Here is a 19,758-nt window from a genome sequence, read left to right as displayed (position 1 = left end):
ACACAGGGAATTGAGAGGTACGTGCCATGGCCACCGCCCAGGACAACGACCCCGCCGTCAGCGTCTGCTTCGTCGTCACGATCGACGACATCGAGCTCGGGTCGTTCAACACATGTGACGGGCTGGGCTGTGAAGTGGTGCTCGAAACACGCGAGGAGGGCGGCAACAACGGGCATCTGTGGCAGCTTCCGACCCGCCTGAAGTACTCGAACGTGAAGCTGTCCAGGCCGCTGACCAAGGAGACCGAGAAGGTGGCCCGCTGGTTCGCCACCATGACGACCGGGTTCAGCCGCAAGACGGCACACATCGAGGCGCGTACCGGGGACGGGCAGAAGGTGGCCCAGTGGGGGCTGCTGGAGGTCGTGCCCGTCCGATGGACCGGCCCCTCCTTCACCCCGGAATCGCCCAAGGTCGCGATGGAGACGATCGAGATCGCCCATCACGGCTATGTGATGGAGGGCTGAGAGTCGTGAGTGGCGCAGGTCCCATCGCGTTCAGTGCCGCCGGTACGTCCGGGGCGGCGGCGAAGGTGGGCAAGGGAGGCTCGGCCCGGCCCAAGCTGGAGCACGCCTATCTGGAACTGCGGACGCCGCCGACCGGCGGTGGCCTCACGCCCGGTGGTCCGTGCGGACGGATCGACTTCCAGTTCAACCCCAAGGAGCTGAGCCTCACCAAGGCCGCCTCCTGGAAGCGGAGTCCGGCCAAGGGCGCCAAGAGCTCGGGTCCACCGGAATATCAGGGATCGCAGCCCAGCAAGCTCACCGTGGAGATGTTCTTCGACGCCAGCGACACCCAGGACACCCGGGTTGTGACCTCGGTGGAGCAGCTCTTCGCGTGCTGTGTGCCGACGAGCGAGACCCGTCAGCAGCAGCGTTCGTCGCCGCCGTGGGTGGTCTTCCACTGGGGCGGGCTGACCGGGTTCCCCGGCTATGTCAGTCAAGTGCAGGCGAAGTACACCCTGTTCACCACTTCGGGCGTGCCGATCCGGGCCGTCTGCCAGGTCACGATGGAGGAGATCAGTGGTGACACCCCGGGGCAGAACCCGACCTCGGGTGCCCTCGCGGCCCGCCGGGTGCACCGGCTGGACGCCGGGGACTCGCTGCCGTCGCTCGCTCAGCGGGAGTACGGCGATCCGGCGGCCTGGCGGGTGATCGCGGAGGCGAACGGGATAGACGACCCGATGCGGCTGGCCCCTGGACAGCAGCTGCTGCTCCCCGCGCTCGACGAGCTGAACCGGCTCGAAGAGGAACGGGACGGGGGGCGGCCCTGATGGCACAGCCGGGCGTCGCAACGGCGCTGGTGGTGGAGTTCGGCGGCCGCCCGCTGCCGCCCAAGTTCGTGAACACACTGGTCGAGGGGTACGTCGACGACAGCCGGACGCTCCCTGACCTGTTCCTCCTGCGCTTCCGCGATCCGGACCGGGTACTGCTGGAGCAGACCGGACTGAAGATCGGCAGCGAGGCCCGGCTGCTGGCCCGCGCGGGTGGGGACACGGCCTTGAAGCCGCTGCTGAAGGGGGTGGTCACCGCCCTGGAGGTGGAGCTCGACGAGACCGGCACCTTCACCGTCGTACGCGGGCTCGACGAGTCGCACCGGCTGTTCCGGGGCCGTCGGGTGGCCAGTTACCAGAACATGACGCTCGCCGACATCTGCGCCCAGGTGGCCCAGCGCGCCGGGCTGAAGCCGGGGACGGTGGACGTGACCGGCCCTGTACTCGAACACATCGCCCAGCCCAATGTCACGGACTGGGAGTTCGTGCGCGATCTCGCGGAGGAGGCGGGCGCCCAGGCGTACGTACTCGACGGGCAGCTGCACATCACCAGACCCGCGGAGGCGAGCGGCGCTCCCGACGGTTCGGCGCGCGCCGACCGGAATCCGCTGGTCCTGGAGATGGGCAGCAACCTGCTGCGCTGCCGGGCCGGGGTGTCCTGTGCGGAGCAGGTCTCCGAGGTCGAGGTGCGCGGCTGGGACATCAAGACCAAGCAGCCGCTCGTCGGGCGGGCGCCTGCGGGGAAGTCGGCGACGCTGGAGCTGGGGGTGAGCGCGGCCGAGGTGTCCGCGCCCTTCGGCGAGGCGCGTTTCGTGGTCACGGACACGGCGTACGGGGCGCAGGCACAGGTGGACCAGGCGGCGAAGGCGCTGGCGGAGCGGATCGCCGGATCGTTCGCGGAGTTGGAGGCGGTGATCCGGGGGAACCCGGAGGTGCGGGCGGGCAGTGCGGTGGCGCTCAACGCGGTGGGGGCGCCTTTCGAGGGGCGGTACACGGTCACGTCGTCGCGGCATGTCTTCGACCCGGTCCGCGGCTACGAGACATGGCTCACGGTCTCCGGGCAACAGGAGCGTTCGCTGTTCGGGCTGACCGGCGGAGGTCCGGGTCCGGGCGGGTCCGGAGCAGCGTCCGGTGGCGGGTCGCGCTGCGTGGGGCTGGTCAGCGGAACGGTCACGGACACCCATGATCCGGAGAGCTCGGGCCGGGTCAAGGTGCGGTTTCCATGGCTGTCGGACGAGTACGCGAGCGACTGGGCGCGCACGGCGCAGTCGGGCGGGACGAGCGGCGGCGAGGCGTTCATCCCCGAGGTCGGGGACGAGGTCCTGGTGGGATTCGAGCACGGGCATCTGGACCGTCCGTACGTCCTCGCCTGTCTGTACAACGGGAAGGACCGGCCGTCGCAGGGCAGCGGCGGCGGGTCGGGCGGGGGCGCTGGTGGTGCTTCCGGGGCGGGTGTCTCCGCGCCGCCCGCCGGAGCCGGCCCGTCCACCGGCGCGGCGCCCGCCGCACCCCCCGCCCCAGGGCTGGTAGACCCGACCACCGGGGCGGTCAACCGGCGTTCGATCGCCTCCAAGAGCGGAAACCAGCTGGAACTCCTGGACGGCGCGGGCGGACCGCAGGGCGTACGCCTCCTCACGGGCGACGGCAAGCTGAAGATCGATCTCGACCGCAGGGGCACCGTGATCGTGATCAACAGCGACGGCAGCGTGAACATCGAGGCCAAGCAGCAGGTGTCCATCAAGGCGGCAAGCGGCGTCACGCTGGACGGCGGACAGGGAACGCTCGAACTGAGCGGCGACAGCGTCACGTTGACATCCCGCAGCGGAGTGCGGGTCGACGGCGGAAACGGCGAGGTCAAGCTCTCCACCGGCGGCACGGTGGACGTCCAAGGTGCCCAGGTCGCCGTCAACGGAACACAGCGGACGGACATCAAGGGCGGCAGCTCCCTGGCCATCAACGCACCCCTGGTGAGGATCAATTGACGGCGCCCGAGCGCCGAGCGGGCTGAGCGAGAGGAACGGACTTCCATGTCAGCAGCCGCGGCGGCAGCCGCACGGGTCGGCGACCCCACCGGACACCCCGGCACGGTCGGGCCGCCCGGTGTCCCGTCCGTGCTCATCGGCGGCCTCCCCGCCGCCACGGTCGGCACCCCGCACCTGTGCGCGATGCCCCCGCCCGCAGTCCACCCGCCGTCTGCGATCGCGCCGCCCGGCAGCGCCACGGTGCTGATCGGCGGGCAGCCCGCCGCACGCGTCGGGGACCTGGCCGCCTGCGGCTCACCCGTCGTGTCCGGCTGCCCCACGGTGCTGATCGGAGGCTGAGCATCCATGGGGCAGCAGTTCATCGGTGCGGGCTGGGCCTTCCCACCGCGTACGGACGCCACCGGCTCCATCGCCCTGGTGCGCGGCGAGCACGAGCTGGAGGAGTCGATCCGGCTGATCCTGGCGACGTCACCGGGCGAGCGGCCCATGCGCCCGGAGTTCGGCTGCGCGATCAACGACTACGTCTTCGCCCCGGCGGACGCGGGCACGGCCGGGCAGCTGGCGTACGAGGTACGTCTCGCGCTGGACCGGTGGGAGCCCCGGATCGAGGTCACCGAGGTCGTCGTCCGGTTCGACGAGGTCGACCACGGGGTCCTGTACATCGACATCGGCTACACCGTCCGGGGCGCCAACGACCCCCGGAACCTGGTCTTTCCGTTCTATGTGATCCCGCAGCACGAGGAGGGGGACGGCGCGTGACGCTGCCCAGTCCGCATCTGGACGACCGTCGCTTCCAGGGCCTGGTCGACGAGGCGAAACGGCTCGTCCAGCAGCGCTGCCCCGAGTGGACCGACCACAATGTGTCGGACCCCGGCGTGACCCTCATCGAAGCCTTCGCGACCATGGTCGACCAACTCGTCTACCGGGTGAACCGGGTGCCGGAGAAGAGCTATCTGACCTTCCTCGACCTGATCGGCGTCCGGCTCCACCCGCCCACGGCCGCCCATACCGATGTGACGTTCAGGCTCTCCGCACCGCAGCCCGAACCGGTACGGGTGAGGGCCGGTACGGAGGTGGCAACCGTCCGTACGGAGACCGAGGAAGCCGTCGTGTTCACGACCGGCCGCGAACTGTCCATCGTGCCGTGCGAGTTCGCCCACCTCGCCACCTGGCCGACATCCGGCGACGCCGTCGACCGTACCGAGGAACTCACGCTCGGCCGGGCCGTCTCCTGCTTCGACACCACGCCCGCGCCCGGCGACGCCCTCTATGTGGGCCTGTCGGCCGCCGTTCCGTCGGGAGTCGTCGTGCTGCGGCTGGACTGCGCGGTCGAGGGGGTCGGCGTGGACCCGCTGCGACCGCCACTGCTCTGGGAGGCCTGGGACGGCAGCGCCTGGACGGTCTGCGAGGTCGAGAAGGACGACACCGGCGGCTTCAACCGGTCCGGAGAGCTGATCCTGCACCTTCCGGAGGGACACACTCCGGCCGTCGTCGTGCGCCGGACCGGCGGCTGGCTGCGGTGCCGCCTGGTGGAGGCCACCCCCGGGCAGCCCACCTATATGGCGTCTCCGGTGGTGCGCCGGATCACGGCGTTCACGATCGGTGCGACCGTCGGGGCGGTCCATGCCGAGACCGTGACGGACGAGGTGCTCGGACCGGCCGAGGGCGTACCGGGACAGACCTTCATGGTGAGCCGCCCGCCCGTCGTGCCCGGCGACTTCGTCGTCGAGGTCGCCGACCCCGCGGGTGGTCCGCAGGGCACGGAGTGGACCCGCGTCGACGACTTCGCGCACTCCGGACCCGACGACCGGCACATCACACTCGACCCCAACTCGGGGCGGGTCGAATTCGGTCCGGCAGTACGGGAACGGGACGGCTCCATCCGCTACTACGGCGCGGTCCCGCCGAAGGGCGCCACCGTACGCGTGCGCGCGTACCGCACCGGCGGCGGGCTGCGCGGCAATGTCGCCCGCTCCACGCTCCGGGTGCTGCGCAGCGCCATCCCGTACGTGGCCCGGGTGGAGAACCGGCGGCCGGCCCTTGGCGGAGTCGACGGTGAGACGGTGGACAGCGCACGGGTACGCGGGCCGATGACGCTGCGGACTCTGCACCGGGCCGTCGTACCGCACGACTACGAACTGCTGGCCCGCGAGGTCGCACCCGACGCATCCCGGGTGCAGTGCATCCCGGCCGGCGGGGACTCGGACGTCGAGGCGGGCGGGGTGCGGCTGCTCGTGGTACCGGCCGGACGCAGCGACGAGCAGGGCCGGATCCGGTTCAACGAACTCATCCCGCCGCAGCACACCCTCGCCCTGATCGCGGGGCATCTGGACGAACGGCGGCCCATCGGCGCCCGGTTGGTGGTCGAACCGCCCTACTACCAGGGGGTCACCGTGGTCGCCTCGGTCCAGGCCCGCAGGGGTGTCGTGCTGGAACGGGTACGCGAGGAGGCCCTGGAGGCCCTTTACAGCTACTTCAACCCGCTGAGTGGCGGACCAGGCGGCGAGGGCTGGCCGTTCGGCCGGCCGATCCAGTCGGGTGAGGCGTTCGCCGTACTGCAACAGGTACCGGGGGTGGATCTGGTCGAGGACGTACGACTCTTCCCCGCGGACCCCGTGACCGGGCAGCGCGGCGAACCCACCACCAAGATCGCACTGGACCGGCACGCACTGGTCTTCAGCTACGAGCACCAGCTCCGGGTACAGGAGGCCTGACCGCCATGCGTACAGCCGTGACCGGCCTGCCGACACCGCACCCGCTGATCGAGCAGCTTCCTGCGGTCTATCTCGAGCAGGACTTCCTGCAACGGTTCCTCGCGGCGCTCGACGACGTACTCGCCCCGGTCCTGCTCTCCATCGACAATCTGCCCGCCCACCTCGACCCCCGCAGCGCGCCCGAGGACTTCCTCTCCTGGCTGGCCCAGTGGGTGGCCGTCGACCCCCGTGCGGACCAACCGGTAGAGCAGCGGCGCGCGGCGGTACGGGGCGCGGTCGAGCGGCACAGCAGGCGCGGTACCCGGCGCGGTCTCGCGGAGGCGTTGTTCCTGGAGACCGGGATCGAGCCCGAGATCGTCGAGAGCGGCGGCACGGCGTGGTCGTCGACGCCGCACACACAGTTCCCGGGCGGCCCGCGGCCGTGGGTGACGGTCCGGGTCCGGGCCTCGCAGCCGTACCAGGTCGACCGGGTGCGGCTGGAGGAGCTGATCCGTACGGAGATACCGGCGCATGTGGGCTTTGACCTGGAGGTTTCGTGATCTGTGAGGCGTGCGGGCAGAGCAACGCACGGGGGACACAGTTCTGTACCTCGTGCCGGGCGTTCCTGGAGTGGGAGGGGACGCCGGGGGCTGGTGGTTCTCCCGCTCCCTCTGCTTCTCCTGCTTCTCCTGTTCCCGCACAGCCGCCGCCGAGGCCTCAGCCGTCCCCACCACCGCCTCCCGCGTCACCGCCTGAGCCGTCCCCACAACCGCAGCCGTCCCCACAACCGCAGCCGCCTGTCGCTGCGGCCGCCCCACGCCGCCCCGGTGACGAGCCGGACGAGTCGGTGCCGGGGCCCGAGGCGCTGCCCGACGTACCGCCGGGCCCCCCGGACACACCCCTGGGTCCACCTGCCGCCCCACCACTTCGCTGCCCCAACTGCCACACGGAGAACGCCCCGGACCGCACCCTGTGCATCCGCTGCGCCCTGCTCCTGGACCCGGGTCCGCCGCCCGAGGTCCAGCCCCCCTGGTGGCGTCGGATCCTCCGAAGGAGACCGCGTCAGGCGCCCACCGCCGGTACCCGGCCGCGGCGCCGGCTGTGGCGCGGCCCCGGCCTGGCGCTTCCGATCGTGCTGATCCTGGTGGTGTGCGGCGTCTGGTTCGCGCTTCCGCATGTGCCGGGCTGGTTCGGCTTCGCCAAGGACGAGACCGGGACGCCGGAGGCGGTGCCGCCCACCCGGTTCCGAGCCTCCAGCACGGCTCCGGGCCACCCGGCGAGTGTGGCATTCGACGGTTTCAACAACCGTTACTGGGCGCCCTCGGCCGCAGGTTCCGACACCGGTGTGGGCCAGTACCTGGAGTGCGACTTCGAGCAGCCGGTACGGGTACTGAAGCTGGTCGTCTTCTCCGGTACGTCGGCCAAGAAGGACGAGTTCCTCACCCAGGCCCGCCCGGCCAGGATCACCGTACTGCTCACCTCCGCCGACGGAAGCCGGGTCAGCAAGGAGATCAGGGTCAAGGACCAGCCCGGTCAGCAGACCTTCGACCTGCGCGGTTCGGAGATCGTCCGGGTCCGCCTCACGACCGACACCACCTATGGTGCGGGCCCCGGCCGTCGACTTGCCGTTGCCGAGGTCGAGTTCTTCGGCCGAAGGCCCTGACCCGGAAAGGAGCCGCAGACGGGGCCGCAGCTCGCGAGGCTCAGGTCGCGCGCAGTGCCACCAGTGCCCCCGCGTGCGCGAGGCCGCTCTCCTCGACGACCTCGCGCACGCTCTGCGCCTCGCGTACGAGCGCGAAGTGCACCCGCCCGTCGGCACCCGTCCGGTAGCCGTACACGGCCGGCCTCGGCAGCGAGTTGTACGAGAAGTGCGACGAGAAGTAGTACGCCCCGGTGTCGTGGAGCGCCACCACGTCGCCGGGCTCGATAACCGGGAGCGCGCGCCCGGTCGCGGTCAGGTCCCCCGCGAAACAGCACGGGCCCGCGATGTCGACGATCTCGGTCGGGCCCTGCTTGGGGCGGCCCGCGGCGTCGAACACCCCGACGCGCAGTGGCCAGGCACCGGGCATGAACACCGTACGGGTGGCGACCTGGGCCCCCGCGTGCGTGACCGCGATCTGCCGCCCCCCGGCCGACTTGGTGTATTCGACGACCGTTGCGACCGTTCCGCTCTTGGCCAGCAGGGAGCGGCCGAACTCCGTGATCAGGGTGTAGCGCCCGTCGAAGAGCCCGGGTACGGAGCCACGGAGTTCGGCAACATGGTCGGCGTACGTCGGACGGTCGTCCTCACTGTCGAAGTTGACGGGCAGGCCGCCGCCGATGTCGAGCCCGGTGATCTGGTCGCGGCCCAGCTGTGCGTTGATGCGCTCGGCCAGTTCGTACGCGACGCGGATGCCCTGGGCGATGAGCGGCAGCGGGCAGCCCTGGGAACCGACGTGTGCGTGCAGGCGGTTGAGCCACGGCCGGCGCGCGAAGGCGTCGATCACCGAGTCGACCGCCCCCGGATCGCGCAGCGCGACGCCGAACTTCGAGGTCGCTGTCGCGGTGCTCATCGCATCGATGGCACCCGCCCCCACCTGAGGATTCACCCGCAGCCCGATCGGCCCGGCGGCCGGTCGTCCGGCCAGCAGACGGTCGACGCGGGCCATCTCCTGGAAGTTGTCCAGGTTGATCGCGATGCCATGGGTGAGGGCGAACTCCAGCTCTTCGACCGTCTTCGCGGGACTGTCGAAGACCAGCCGGTCGTACGTGAACCCGGCTGCCAGCGCCTGTTCCAGCTCACCGGGCGAGGCCACCTCGCAGCCCATCCCGGCCTCGGAGAGCAGCCGCAGCACGGGCACCAGGCCGCATGCCTTGGCCGCGAACGTGTGCCGTACCGGGGCGGGCCCCTGGAACGCCTCGTTCAGTGCGTCGACGGCGGCGAGCACACCGTCTACATCCAAGAGGCCGACCACGGGGGAGTGCGGACCGAGCAGCCCGTCCTCGACGGCTCGCGCCAGCGCCGCCGCACGCCGGGTGCCGCGCTGCTTGGCTGCCGAGCGTTCTGCCGAATCTGCCGAGCCGGAAGTCATGTGAACCACAACAACCCCTCCATCTGTCACGTCGGCTGTAGGGACAGCTTCGACGCGGAGGGCAGGACGCGTCTTCGACCGACACGACGACGCCTGCCCGACTCCTTTGTCGCACCCGACAGCTCGACGATCAACGGCTGCTCGACCCGTGCACTCTGCGAGCCGCGATCCGCAGCCCGATGTCCGCCAGTAGCCGCACGGCCGGGTCGGCCAGATCGACGCCGAACAGGTCCCGGGCCCGGCGAAGCCGGTACCGCAAGGTGTTGGGGTGCACATTCAGGCGCTGTGCGGCCGTGCCCGTATCGCCGAACGCGTCGAGGTAGGCGGCGACCGACTCGCCGTACTCCGAACCGTGTGCGCGGTCGTGCTCCACCATCGTGTGCACGGGCCCCGACAGCGACTTCCACAACGGCTCGACCCCATCGAGCACCCGGAGCACCGACGTGTCGGCGACCACCTCGCCGAACGACGCCACCGCCGACACCACCTCTGCGACCGGCAGCCGCGCAGCCCGCTCCCGGAGCACCCGCACCACCAGCTCCGCGGCCTCCCGCGACGCGGGCAGCCCCGACAGGTCCGTCGTCACGGGCCCGACGCCCGCGAACACCACACTGCGCGGCACCGAGCAAGCCGTCGCCAGCAGGGTGCGCGCCGGCCCGGCCTCACCGTCCGCCGCAGGGACCAGGACGTACAGCCGCCGCCCGGACCGCGCGGTCACGCACTCCGGCCGGTACGCTGCGGCCTGCAAGGCGAGCACATCCAGCACCCGCTGCTCGGCGGCGCCCGGGGCCGTGCTGCCGAACCACCTGCTGACGTACGCCTCCGCGACCATCACCGCGTACGGCCGGTCTTCCGCGATCCCGGCATCGTGCGCGGCCTGCGACGCGTGCGCGGCCCCGTCCAGGACCGCATGCACCGCCCCCTCCCGCGCCCTGGCCGCCGCGCGGCCCCACGTCCGATGGTGGGACAGATGCGGTACGGCGGCCCGGGCTGCCGTACGCAGCGCCTCCGCCGCGCTCTCGGCGAGCGGTCGGCCGTCGGCGGCGGCCCAGATGGACCCGAGCACCTCGGACCCGTGGCGCACGGCGATGGCCAGCCGCTCGGCGGACCGGCCGTCGGCGGGTCGACGCACCACGTCGTCGGTGCTCCACAGTGCTTGGAAGAAGCCGCTCTCGCGCAGTTCGTCGACCCGCCAGCGGGGGACCTCCTGCCCGAGGATCGTCAGCCGGCGCATCGGATCGGGTTCGTGGTCCATCCGCGAGTACGCCAGCACTCGCGACTGCGGATCCTCGATCGTGATGGCACCGCCGACCAGGTAGGCCACCGTATTGGCCAGCCCCGACAGGTCGCCGAGCCGCAGGCCGCCCACCCCGTCGGGGTCGGCCGATTCGATGCCGGAACAGACCGGGGAGCTGTGCACCAGAGCGGTCCGCAACCGACCGAGCACCTCCGTCCAACCCTGCCCCGGCTGCCGGGTCAGCAACGCCGTACGCCCCTGACCGGCCGCCTCCACCAGTGCCGCCCGCGGCCCGCGACTGCCCCGCCGCATGACCACGGCCGCCGCTCCCGCCCGGTCGGCTTCGCGCAGCACGTCGACCGCCTCGGGCGAGGCGACCTCCACACCGACGGCGAGCAGGATCAGCCCGGACGCAGTCCAGGCATCGTCGTCCCGTTCCTCACCGGAATCGTGCAGCACCACATCGGCCACCGGCACGCCGGTACCGCGCGGTGCTGCGACGACTTCGAGCATTCCGGGGGCGATCAGCCCGAGGATCTGCTCCAGCGAGGGCCCGGTGTCGCGCCGGTCCGGTTCATGCGTCGGCATCCGCCCATCATGGCCCGCTTGTACTCCGATTCGTCCCCGTCGGCCAGCCGGGCCCGTCCGGCCACGGCTGACCGGAGGCCCTGCGCATCGGCACCTGGATTTTTTTCCGGAATGGGATGAAAACCCTTGACCTGTGAGAAATAGGGAGGACAATCTTCAATACACCAGAAAACCAGAGCGAGCCGCACCAGTCGGTGAAGACGTTCGCCGATCCGAGTGACCCACTCGTTGGCTCTGGCCAGGCCCCCGGCGGATCCTCTCGGTCCCAGAACTTTCAGCGACGGCTGAAAGCTCATGGAACCAAGAAGGACTACCGGGGACTGCATGTCTGCACCCACGAACGGAATGCAGTTGGGCCCCACCGCGAGCGGTGGGGCCCAACTGCGTGTCATCGGCATCTTCGTCCGGGACGCAAGGTGATCGATCCGGCCTTATTTTCAGTCAGCCGGCAGGCCGGTCACCGGAGCACGAACCCGGTGCCGAGGCCGTCTGCGGGATCGATCTCGAAGCGGTGCTCACCGGTCCGGTACGCCGTCCCCGTGACCTCCGGAACGACGGCGGGGTAGCCGTGGACGGTCAGTTCCTCGACGAACCGGGCGTGGAATCGGGTGCCGACGATCGAGTCGTGGACGAGTCTCTGGCCCTGCTTGAGGTGACCGGTCGTCGCGAGCACGGCGACCCGTGAGCAGGTGCCGGAGCCGCACGGGGAGCGGTCGACCTGGCCGTCGGCGAAGACCGTGACGTTGCGCTGGTGCGGGTTGCCGTCCTCGTCGGTGCCGAGGTCGTCGTACAGGATGGTGCCGTAGATGCCGCTGAGGCGGTCGTCGACGGGGTGGCGGGCGTGCTCGGTCCCGTTCAGCGCCCATTTCACCTCGCGTCCGATCGCGATGAGGCCGGAGTAGTGCTCGGGCGTGACGGCCAGGCCCACGTCGGAGGCGTTCAGGTGCGCGTAGATGGCACCGCCGTAGCCGATGTCGACGAGGACGTCCCCGCGCGAGGTCTCGACGGTGACGCTTTCGCCGAGCCGGTAGCTGGGGACGTTGACGAAGTCGACGCCGATGATCCGCTCGTCAGCCGAGTGCACGCGCATGCTGACCCGGCCTGAGGGGACGTCCACGACGACCATGGTGATTCCGGAGGGATCGCGGGCGACGCGGCCGGTCTGCACGGCCCAGACAGCGAGTGCGATGGAGCCGTGGCCGCAAGCGGTCGAGAAGCCGTCCTTGTGCCAGAACAGCACCCCGAAGTGGGCGTCCTCGTCGTCGGGCGGGGTAATGAACCCGCCGTACATGTCCGCGTGCCCGCGGGGCTCGAAGCACAGCAGCTTGCGCAGGTTGTCCACCTCGGGGTCGCTGATGGCGAACATGCGGCGCTCGGCGACGTTGGCCCCTTCGATGGTGACCGGCGGCTCGGGGACGATACGGAATGGTTCACCGCCGGTGTGGTAGTCGGTGGTGGATACCTGATGGATAGTCATGAGGTCCTTCGCGGCTGGTGTGTCATGTGGTCCATCGGCTGGGGTGGGTCAGAATGACACGCGTTCACCCCGCTTCTTGTTCTCCTCCGGAAAGCCATCGGCCGGCAGCGGCCCGGAATCCTTGAAGAACACGTAACTGCTGGTCATAGCCACGAGCAGGGCCGTGCTCAGCATGAAGAGGATGCGACCTGGGCGCCTCGCGACGCACACCGCCGCACCCGACAGACGCACAGAGCGGGACCCTTGGGAGGCGGCGAAGCCGTCGAAAGCCATGGCGGTGCTTCCCGGGCGCTCGTTCAATTGCCGGCCTCCGGGCCGTACCACTGCATAGCTTGACCGGTGACTGCGGCGATGCATTCGAAGTCGTGGTCGCGGTGCAGGAGGGTCAGGCCCTGGAGTTCTGCAGTGGCGGCAACGACGAAGTCCACAGCTCCCGCCCTGCGGTGCTGACCGCGCTGGGTGAGCAGCCCCTGAACCTGCCAGGCGCGGTCGTACGCTCGGTCATCGACGGGCACCCAGCCGAACAGCAGCCGCATGTCGTCAATGCCGCGTGTACGGTCTGCGGCGGAGCGGGCGCTGTAGAAGAACTCCAGCTCGGTGATCGGGCAGCTTGCGATGAGCCCCGCCGTGGCGGCCTGGTCCCATCCGTACTGTTCGGCATCGCCACGCAGGAATCGGGCGAGCGCGCTGGTGTCGATCAGGAACTGGGCCGCGCTCATCGCCGGTAGTCCCTCTTGTCCGTGAACAGGTCCAGGTCGAAGCCCCCGTCGTCCGCTGCCGCACGCAGCCGAGTGAGAGCGAGGGCCCGTCGGCGGTTCTCGAGCACCTCGCGCAGAGCGGTATTGACCGTCTCCTTCTTGGTGCTGGTCCCCAGCGCCTGAGCCACGGCAGCCAGCAGTTCGTCGTCGAGGTCGATCACAGTTCGGCTCATCCGGACACCTTCTGAGATATCAACTGTGGCATTAAGTATATCGCGGCAGATGCCGCGGTTCTTGGGCGCGTTCTGCTCGTGCGACGGCGGCCAGGGGTGAACGAGAGGCCGCACCCGCAGGGCGGTCAGGGCCCGCAACGGGAACGTCGGCCGGTGCGCGGGGACGGCCTTCGGCGCCGCCGACGGTGATCGAGCAGGTTGCGATGAGCCCTGCCGCGGCAGCCCGGTCCCATCCGTACACACGCGCGCGGTCATCACCCATTGGGGCGCGGCGCGCACTCATTCGGGCGCATCACCCGCGCCGTCACTCCCTCTCACTCCCCGCTGTGGGTTGGGTGATCTTCCGTACGTCGTCATGCGTCCTTCCGGGGCTGGTCCGCACGGCCCCTGTTCCCGTGCCACTCCGCACGGTGACGGCGTCCCCAGACACGATCACCAGGAGTTGTAGTGACATCACCACGACGGTGTGCCGGGCTTGCCGCCGCGGCTGCCCTGTTGGGCTCGCTGTTTCTCGGCGCTCCGGCCACCCAGGCGGCACCGGTCGCAACGGCCGCCGATGACAGTCGGCCATACGTCTGCCGGGGCCTGGTACCGGACCCCATTCCGTACGCCCTGCGCTCAAGCTACTTCTGCGACGACTGGCGGCTCGGCCCCAAGAAGCTGCCGACCCGTGGGCTGGTGGCGAACACCCTCGACGGCTACCAGCGCCTCGGCCGCCTCACCGCGACCCAGTTCCTGAACCGGTGGTGGGACCCGGCCGCCGACACCGGCCAGGGCGACTGGCGCTACCCGGACGCCGACGGTTACGCGAAGGACTCCCAGGGACAGCCGGTCGCCGCCGAACTCGTGCTCCACGCGGGCCAGAAGGTCGACCGCTTCGGCAATGAGGCAGGCCGCTACCTGGCACCCGCCGGCACCAAGTACGGGAAGCGGAGCATCCCGCCGTCCAGCCTCAACACCGCCGATCCGCGCCACTCGTACAACTACTACCTGTACCGGGTGACCAGGGACGTCACGGTGTGCGCGGGGCCGATCGCCCCGGCGTTCGAGCAGCCCGGCCTGGGTGTCCAGTACGTGACGTCAAGCTCGTACTGCCCGAACATTCCGCGCACCTCCGTGCTGGACCTGGTGCGCAACGGGACCCTGGTGCGGCTCGCGACCTCGTAGCTTCCCGGCTGCGACGGCTGGCGCACGCCTCGTACAGATCGCCCCGGATGGGAGACTGGTTCCGTGGACCGTAAGCAGCTGTGCGAGGCGCTGCGGGCAGCCGGAGTCCCCGATGCCCACTACGAGATCCCCGGCTGCCCGGGCGACCACCCCCCGCTTGAGGGCTACTACCTGGCTCAGCGCGAGGGCGAGTGGATCGTGGGAGTCCACGAGCGTGGCAGACGCGAGGTGCTGGAGACCTTCGCCGACGAAAGCCGGGCCTGTGCATGGCTCTACGAACGCCTCACCGACGAGAGTTCACCGCCTGCCCGGCTCACAGCGACGGAGATGGACGAGCTGCTGCACGACAGTGAGGGCATCGAACGGCGAGCACAGGAGCAGCTCGAACAGGCGCTCGCGGAGAGCCGGCGCGGGACCCGCGACGACCCATCGACCGGTGGCCACTGAGCGGTGCCGACCCAAGGGGCGCGTCGGCAACGGGACGGGCGATGGCATGGGTCAGACCTGGCCGTAGAGGGCTGCCAGGTCGACCAGCCGGACGCCGGGGTCGGCCTCGGCAATGGCGCGTGCCTTGTCATTGAAGCCGGCTCCGCTGAAGCAGACGAGCCGGGCACTGGTGGCGTCGTAGCGGCCTGCCAGAGTGATCAGATCGCGGATGTGCCGGAGACGTTCGATGTGGGCGGCGCCCATGGTGTCGTTCCACTTGGCCTCTCCGATGGCCAGCAGTGGTGGCTTGCTGCCATCTGCGATTCCGATGACCGCCACGTCGACCTCGTGGCCGGTATGGGCCTTGGGCTCCAGAGATAGAAGTACGCCTCCATAAAACGTACTCCTACTACTGTGGATCTCGGCTGTGTGCATGCGTCGGCAAGCCACGCCTTGCCCATGAGGTGCGACGTCCAGATGACGAGGTCTGCCAGCTGCGGCAGCGGAATCACCACCGAGAGCTGTGTTCTGAAGTCCGCCACCGATGCCTTCGAGCACGGCTACGCCCCCTGGATCGCCACCCGATGCCTGCGCCAGCGACGCCGGCCCCGACGTTCACGGCGCCGGGCTCGTCGTCGCCCGCTGACTGATCGGAACTGGCCAACTTGTCTCCAGCGAACATGTGGTAGGACAGCGCACTGCGTACGCCGGGGCCGCAGTGCTGGAATAGCCCCATGGTCGACACACCGCCCCGCACCGGTTCACCCACCATCCACGACGCGGACTTGATCATCATCGGCGGCGGCCCGGCTGGCTGCGCCGCCGCCCGCATGGCCGCCAGCGTCGGCATGCGCTCGATTCTGGTCGAGCCGGATCGGCTGTGCCGCAACCTCTACCGGATCCCGGCCCTGAACAACGTGCTCGGCGGCTACGCCAGCGGCCCCGAACTGGCCGACTCCATCGTCGCGGAACTGAAGAGCACGGAGCTGTGCCGCCTCGAACTCGGCCGACACGTCACCGAACTCCACGCCGACAAGGACCACGTGACCGTCACGGTCGACACCAGCGCCCGGCTCACGGCTCGGTACGCCATCGTCGCCACCGGCGTCGGCCCCCTCCAGCCACGCGACATTGCATGGATCACCGCCCCCGACGGCCTCACCCTGCCTCCGCTCTGGCAAGCCGAGGCAGACGCCGCCGAGGGCCGCGATCTCCTCGTCCTCGGCGGCGACCGCCCGATCGGCACCTTCCTGCGCGCCAACCCGACTACAGACACCCGCCTGTTCGTGGCGTACCCGGCGGCTGACGCGTACAAGATCGAGGAGATCCGCGAAGATTCCCGAGTTGTCCTCCTCCCCGTCGAGCACCTGACGCTGAGCTGTGGGGAGGACTCCCCGGTGTCAGCGGAAGTGCTGGGTCGGAACGGCGAACAGCAGACGGTCACGGCAGACGCCGCCTATCTCAGCATCGGGAACGCGCCCACCGCCCCGTCCGGCGACCTGGTCCGTGGCGCGGACGGATACTGCCCGCCAACCGACCAGCACCCCCGCGTCATCGTGGCCGGCGACCTCCGCTTCGCCCGCTTCCAACGGATCATGACCGCCTCAGGGTCCGGTAGCGAGGCTGCGCTACACGCCTACTACGCAACCAGGGAACTGCTCGCCGAGGGTGTGTCAATTTAACGGCTGATCTTGGTTGTTGAGTTGGTCAGTGGTCGGTGGGGGTCAGGCGACCCTCGAAGGCGACCTGGAAAGCGTTCAAGGGCGCCTTCCAGCGCATGGTCCACCGCTTGCGGTCGGCTCGAACGTGCCGGCCACGTCCCGGGGAACCTTCACCTCGACCGGGCCGACGTCGGTGACACGGTCTCCGCTCGGGTTCCGTTCCTGCTGTTGCCGCTGTTACGGCCCTCGGTGTCGTGCTTCTCGTACCCGAGGTGATCGGTGATCTCGCCCTCCAGGGCGGGGCGGGGGCAGCAGGGCCTCGGCGAGGTTGGGCTCAGCGAACACGGCCAGGTGTGGGAGCGCGTGGTCGCCGTGGAGCGCGCCGCTGGCCTGCCGGGTGGCTTCGCGGAAGGGGGCGCAACTGAGACCAAAAATGAGACCACGGAACGACGAAGGGTCCCACTGAAACTTCAGCGGGACCCTTCGTTTCGCCTGTTCAGGCGGGTGCGGAGGATACGAGATTCGAACTCGTGAGGGGTTGCCCCCAACACGCTTTCCAAGCGTGCGCCCTAGGCCACTAGGCGAATCCTCCGCGGCAAACAATACAAGACGTTGAGGAGTGCTCGCGAACCCGTTCCCCTCCGGCTCCCCTCCGGCTCCCCTCCGGCTCCCCTCCGGCTCGTCCGGAGTGGTTGTGAATGGTGGGGCAGTGGACTGGCAGGGGTGGGGATCGGCTAAGGTGGGCTTCAGCCCCTCACGTGGCGCTATCTGACTGAACTCCCCCAGGGCCGGAAGGCAGCAAGGGTAGGTCGGCTCTGGCGGGTGCGTGGGGGGCCCTTGTGTTTCCGGGGGTGCGGGGCGGCGCTTCGCCGGTCCGGGGCCGGTTGTCGGTCCGCCCGGATAACCTCGTATGTGTGTCGTCCCTTGCGCTGTACCGCCGCTATCGCCCCGAGTCGTTCGCCGAGGTCATCGGGCAGGAGCATGTCACTGACCCGCTGCAGCAGGCCCTGCGGAACAACCGGGTCAATCACGCGTACCTGTTCAGTGGTCCGCGCGGCTGCGGCAAGACGACCAGCGCGCGCATCCTCGCCCGCTGCCTGAACTGCGAGCAGGGGCCGACGCCCACGCCGTGCGGGGAGTGCCAGTCCTGCCGGGACCTCGCGCGCAACGGGCCGGGATCGATCGATGTCATCGAGATCGACGCCGCATCGCACGGTGGCGTTGACGACGCCCGTGATCTGCGGGAGAAGGCGTTCTTCGGGCCCGCGTCGAGTCGTTACAAGATCTACATCATCGACGAGGCGCACATGGTCACATCGGCGGGGTTCAACGCCCTGCTGAAGGTGGTCGAGGAGCCGCCGGAGCACCTCAAGTTCATCTTCGCGACCACCGAGCCCGAGAAGGTCATCGGCACCATTCGGTCGCGTACACACCACTACCCGTTCCGTCTCGTGCCGCCGGGGACGCTGCGCGCATATCTCGCCGAGGTCTGCGGCAAGGAGAACAGCCCCGTCGAGGACGGCGTGCTGCCGCTCGTCGTGCGGGCCGGGGCCGGGTCAGTGCGTGACTCGATGTCGGTGATGGACCAGCTGCTGGCCGGCGCGGGCGACGACGGTGTGACATACGCCATGGCGACCTCGCTGCTCGGTTATACGGACGGCTCGCTGCTCGACTCGATCGTGGACGCCTTCGCGGCGGGCGACGGGGCCGCGGCCTTCGAGGTTGTGGACCGGGTGATCGAGGGGGGCAACGACCCGCGCCGCTTTGTCGCCGACCTGTTGGAGCGGCTGCGGGACCTGGTGATTCTGGCCGCCGTGCCGGACGCCGCTGAGAAGGGCCTGATCGACGCCCCCGCCGATGTCGTCGAGCGGATGCAGGCCCAGGCGTCCGTCTTCGGTGCCGCCGAGCTGAGCCGCGCCGCCGACCTGGTCAACGAGGGGCTGACGGAGATGCGCGGGGCGACCTCGCCGCGCCTCCAGGTCGAGCTGATCTGCGCCCGGGTGCTGCTGCCCGCGGCCTTCGACGATGAGCGTTCGCTGCAGGCCCGGCTCGACCGGCTGGAGCGCGGCGCGTCCTTCGCGACCGCCGGTACGGGGCCCGCCATGGGGTACGTACCGGGGCCGGAGGCTCTGACCCATGCCCCCGTCGCCGTTGCCCCGGCCGCCGTGCATCCCGGCGCCGGACCCGCTGCCGCGCGTGCGGCGGTACGGGGAGAGGCGCCCGCCCCCGTGGCACCGCCCGCACCGCCCGCACCTGCCGCAGCGCCCCCGGCACCCGCGCAGCCCGTGGCACCCGCTGCTCCCGTGGCTCCGCAGCCGCCGGCCCATGCCCCGGCCACGGCTCCCGCGGGCGGCCAGCGCCCCGGTGCCTGGCCCACCGCGGCCGCGCCGGAATCGGGCCGCCGTCCCGGTGGCTGGCCGACCGCTTCCGCCCCCGGCCAGTCACCGGTCCCGCAGGCAGCCCCGGCCACCGCCCCGGCCCAGGCCGCGCCCCCGGCACCGGTGCCCGCCGCCGAACCGAGCCCGGGAATGGCACAGGGCGCCGGCCAGGTACGGAACATGTGGCCGGACATCCTGGAGGCCGTGAAGAACCGTCGCCGGTTCACCTGGATCCTGCTCAGTCAGAACGCCCAGGTCACCGGCTTCGACGGCACCACCCTGCAGATCGGCTTCCTGAACGCGGGCGCGCGCGACAACTTCGCGAGCAGCGGCAGCGAGGATGTGCTGAAGCAGGCCCTCGCCGAGCGGTTCAACGCACAGTGGAAGATCGAGGCGGTCGTCGACCCGTCGGGCGGTGCGGGCGCTCCCCCGCAGACCGGTGGTGGCCGCCCCTCCGCCGTACCGCCCGCGCCGCAGCGTCCAGCCCCCGCGCCCCAGCAGAGTTACGAACCCCGACCCGCCCCCGCCCCGTACCAGCAGCCGAGCGCCGCACCCGCCGCGGAGCCCGCGCCTCAGCCGTACTCCGCGCCCGAACCCCTGCGGTCGGTCGCTCCCGAGGACGACACCCCGGAGGCGGACGACCCGGATCTCGTCGACTCGGCGCTCTCCGGGCACGACCTGATCGTTCGCGAGCTGGGTGCCACTGTGGTCGAGGAGTTCCCCAACGATTGACATCCTCGCCGCCCTGAGGGACGGCGATTCCCGTCTACCGTGCCATTGAGGGCTGTGGTGTCGGGTGGGTTCCCGCTTCGCTGCGCGGTGCCGGGACGAGTCCCGGTCTTACCAGCGCTCCACGGGCTGACACGGCCAGTCCGGC

At 70.3% G+C, this 19,758-nt stretch carries 19 protein-coding genes, 1 tRNA gene, 1 other RNA gene and 1 pseudogene; 13 read left to right on the top strand and 9 right to left on the bottom strand.

Translation table 11 applies throughout. The features are described 5' to 3' along the window. Positions 1-26 precede the first annotated feature (26 nt). From ABT115_RS02300 to ABT115_RS02265, 8 genes are all read left to right on the top strand, one after another. Positions 27-464, top strand: a complete 438-nt coding sequence (locus ABT115_RS02300; RefSeq protein WP_093549687.1) for a phage tail protein — start codon at positions 27-29, stop codon at positions 462-464. A gap of 5 nt (positions 465-469) precedes the next feature. Then, positions 470-1,270, top strand: a complete 801-nt coding sequence (locus tag ABT115_RS02295; protein ID WP_351783134.1) for a CIS tube protein — start codon at positions 470-472, stop codon at positions 1,268-1,270. Beyond that, entirely contained in the window at positions 1,270-3,252 is a 1,983-nt protein-coding gene (locus ABT115_RS02290; protein WP_351783131.1) for a VgrG-related protein, read from the top strand. Before ABT115_RS02295 ends, ABT115_RS02290 begins: the two co-directional genes overlap by 1 nt. 45 nt (positions 3,253-3,297) lie before the next feature. Then, a complete protein-coding gene (locus ABT115_RS02285; RefSeq protein WP_114245645.1) occupies positions 3,298-3,591 on the top strand; it encodes a PAAR domain-containing protein in 294 nt (97 codons plus the stop codon). A 6-nt stretch (positions 3,592-3,597) separates the two neighbouring features. Continuing rightward, a complete protein-coding gene (locus tag ABT115_RS02280) occupies positions 3,598-4,011 on the top strand; it encodes a GPW/gp25 family protein (protein ID WP_351783128.1) in 414 nt (137 codons plus the stop codon). Next, the gene (locus tag ABT115_RS02275; RefSeq protein WP_351783125.1) at positions 4,008-5,966 is read left to right on the top strand and encodes a putative baseplate assembly protein; all 1,959 of its coding nucleotides are present in this window, start codon (positions 4,008-4,010) and stop codon (positions 5,964-5,966) included. Before ABT115_RS02280 ends, ABT115_RS02275 begins: the two co-directional genes overlap by 4 nt. Positions 5,967-5,971: 5 nt before the next feature. Next, complete coding sequence (locus ABT115_RS02270; RefSeq protein WP_351783122.1) at positions 5,972-6,505, top strand: phage tail protein; 534 nt, start codon at positions 5,972-5,974, stop codon at positions 6,503-6,505. 572 nt (positions 6,506-7,077) lie between these two features. Continuing rightward, on the top strand, positions 7,078-7,608 hold the full coding sequence (locus ABT115_RS02265; RefSeq protein WP_351783119.1) for a discoidin domain-containing protein: 531 nt from the start codon (positions 7,078-7,080) through the stop codon (positions 7,606-7,608). A gap of 40 nt (positions 7,609-7,648) precedes the next feature. Here ABT115_RS02265 and ABT115_RS02260 read toward each other — a convergent pair whose 3' ends face one another. From ABT115_RS02260 to ABT115_RS02235, 6 genes are all read right to left on the bottom strand, one after another. Next, positions 7,649-9,016: a type III PLP-dependent enzyme domain-containing protein gene (locus ABT115_RS02260; protein WP_351783587.1), complete on the bottom strand. Its 1,368-nt coding sequence runs from the start codon at positions 9,014-9,016 to the stop codon at positions 7,649-7,651. Between the two features lie 130 nt (positions 9,017-9,146). Next, positions 9,147-10,841 carry a PucR family transcriptional regulator gene (locus ABT115_RS02255; RefSeq protein WP_351783116.1) on the bottom strand — a complete coding sequence of 565 codons (1,695 nt, stop codon included), beginning with the start codon at positions 10,839-10,841 and terminating at the stop codon, positions 9,147-9,149. Positions 10,842-11,298: 457 nt separating this feature from the next. Then, complete coding sequence (locus ABT115_RS02250; RefSeq protein WP_351783113.1) at positions 11,299-12,318, bottom strand: proline racemase family protein; 1,020 nt, start codon at positions 12,316-12,318, stop codon at positions 11,299-11,301. 48 nt (positions 12,319-12,366) lie between these two features. After that, positions 12,367-12,591 carry a hypothetical protein gene (locus ABT115_RS02245; protein ID WP_351783110.1) on the bottom strand — a complete coding sequence of 75 codons (225 nt, stop codon included), beginning with the start codon at positions 12,589-12,591 and terminating at the stop codon, positions 12,367-12,369. A 23-nt stretch (positions 12,592-12,614) separates the two neighbouring features. Further along, positions 12,615-13,037, bottom strand: coding sequence for a PIN domain nuclease (locus ABT115_RS02240; protein WP_351783108.1), 423 nt, complete (start codon positions 13,035-13,037; stop codon positions 12,615-12,617). Then, a complete protein-coding gene (locus ABT115_RS02235) occupies positions 13,034-13,249 on the bottom strand; it encodes a type II toxin-antitoxin system VapB family antitoxin (protein ID WP_351783106.1) in 216 nt (71 codons plus the stop codon). Before ABT115_RS02235 ends, ABT115_RS02240 begins: the two co-directional genes overlap by 4 nt. A gap of 447 nt (positions 13,250-13,696) precedes the next feature. Here ABT115_RS02235 and ABT115_RS02230 point away from each other — a divergent pair, with 447 nt between their 5' ends. Together ABT115_RS02230 and ABT115_RS02225 are read left to right on the top strand one after the other, a co-directional pair. Next, on the top strand, positions 13,697-14,416 hold the full coding sequence (locus ABT115_RS02230) for a TNT domain-containing protein (protein WP_351783103.1): 720 nt from the start codon (positions 13,697-13,699) through the stop codon (positions 14,414-14,416). 63 nt (positions 14,417-14,479) lie between these two features. Continuing rightward, positions 14,480-14,863: a hypothetical protein gene (locus ABT115_RS02225; RefSeq protein WP_351783100.1), complete on the top strand. Its 384-nt coding sequence runs from the start codon at positions 14,480-14,482 to the stop codon at positions 14,861-14,863. Positions 14,864-14,914: 51 nt separating this feature from the next. On the opposite strand, the gene ABT115_RS02220 is transcribed toward ABT115_RS02225, so the two are convergent. Beyond that, complete coding sequence (locus ABT115_RS02220) at positions 14,915-15,181, bottom strand: hypothetical protein (RefSeq protein ID WP_351783097.1); 267 nt, start codon at positions 15,179-15,181, stop codon at positions 14,915-14,917. 395 nt (positions 15,182-15,576) lie between these two features. Here ABT115_RS02220 and ABT115_RS02215 point away from each other — a divergent pair, with 395 nt between their 5' ends. Then, the gene (locus ABT115_RS02215; protein WP_351783094.1) at positions 15,577-16,524 is read left to right on the top strand and encodes an FAD-dependent oxidoreductase; all 948 of its coding nucleotides are present in this window, start codon (positions 15,577-15,579) and stop codon (positions 16,522-16,524) included. Positions 16,525-16,638: 114 nt separating this feature from the next. Here the strand turns inward: ABT115_RS02215 and ABT115_RS02210 are convergent. Next, positions 16,639-16,802 (bottom strand): annotated as a pseudogene (locus tag ABT115_RS02210) (transposase); the annotation flags it as partial. Between the two features lie 208 nt (positions 16,803-17,010). Next, positions 17,011-17,095, bottom strand: a tRNA-Ser gene (locus ABT115_RS02205). Positions 17,096-17,248: 153 nt separating this feature from the next. Between ABT115_RS02205 and ffs the strand changes: the two genes are divergently transcribed. Together ffs and ABT115_RS02195 are read left to right on the top strand one after the other, a co-directional pair. Continuing rightward, positions 17,249-17,345, top strand: an RNA gene (gene ffs / locus ABT115_RS02200) — signal recognition particle sRNA small type. Between the two features lie 72 nt (positions 17,346-17,417). Further along, complete coding sequence (locus ABT115_RS02195) at positions 17,418-19,613, top strand: DNA polymerase III subunit gamma and tau (protein ID WP_351783091.1); 2,196 nt, start codon at positions 17,418-17,420, stop codon at positions 19,611-19,613. Positions 19,614-19,758 lie beyond the last annotated feature (145 nt).

This window comes from Streptomyces sp. NPDC001832 (assembly GCF_040297265.1).
In the GTDB taxonomy this organism is placed as follows: domain Bacteria; phylum Actinomycetota; class Actinomycetes; order Streptomycetales; family Streptomycetaceae; genus Streptomyces.
The sequence above is the reverse complement of the archived record's forward strand: the minus strand, read 5'-3'. Positions and strand labels throughout refer to the sequence as shown.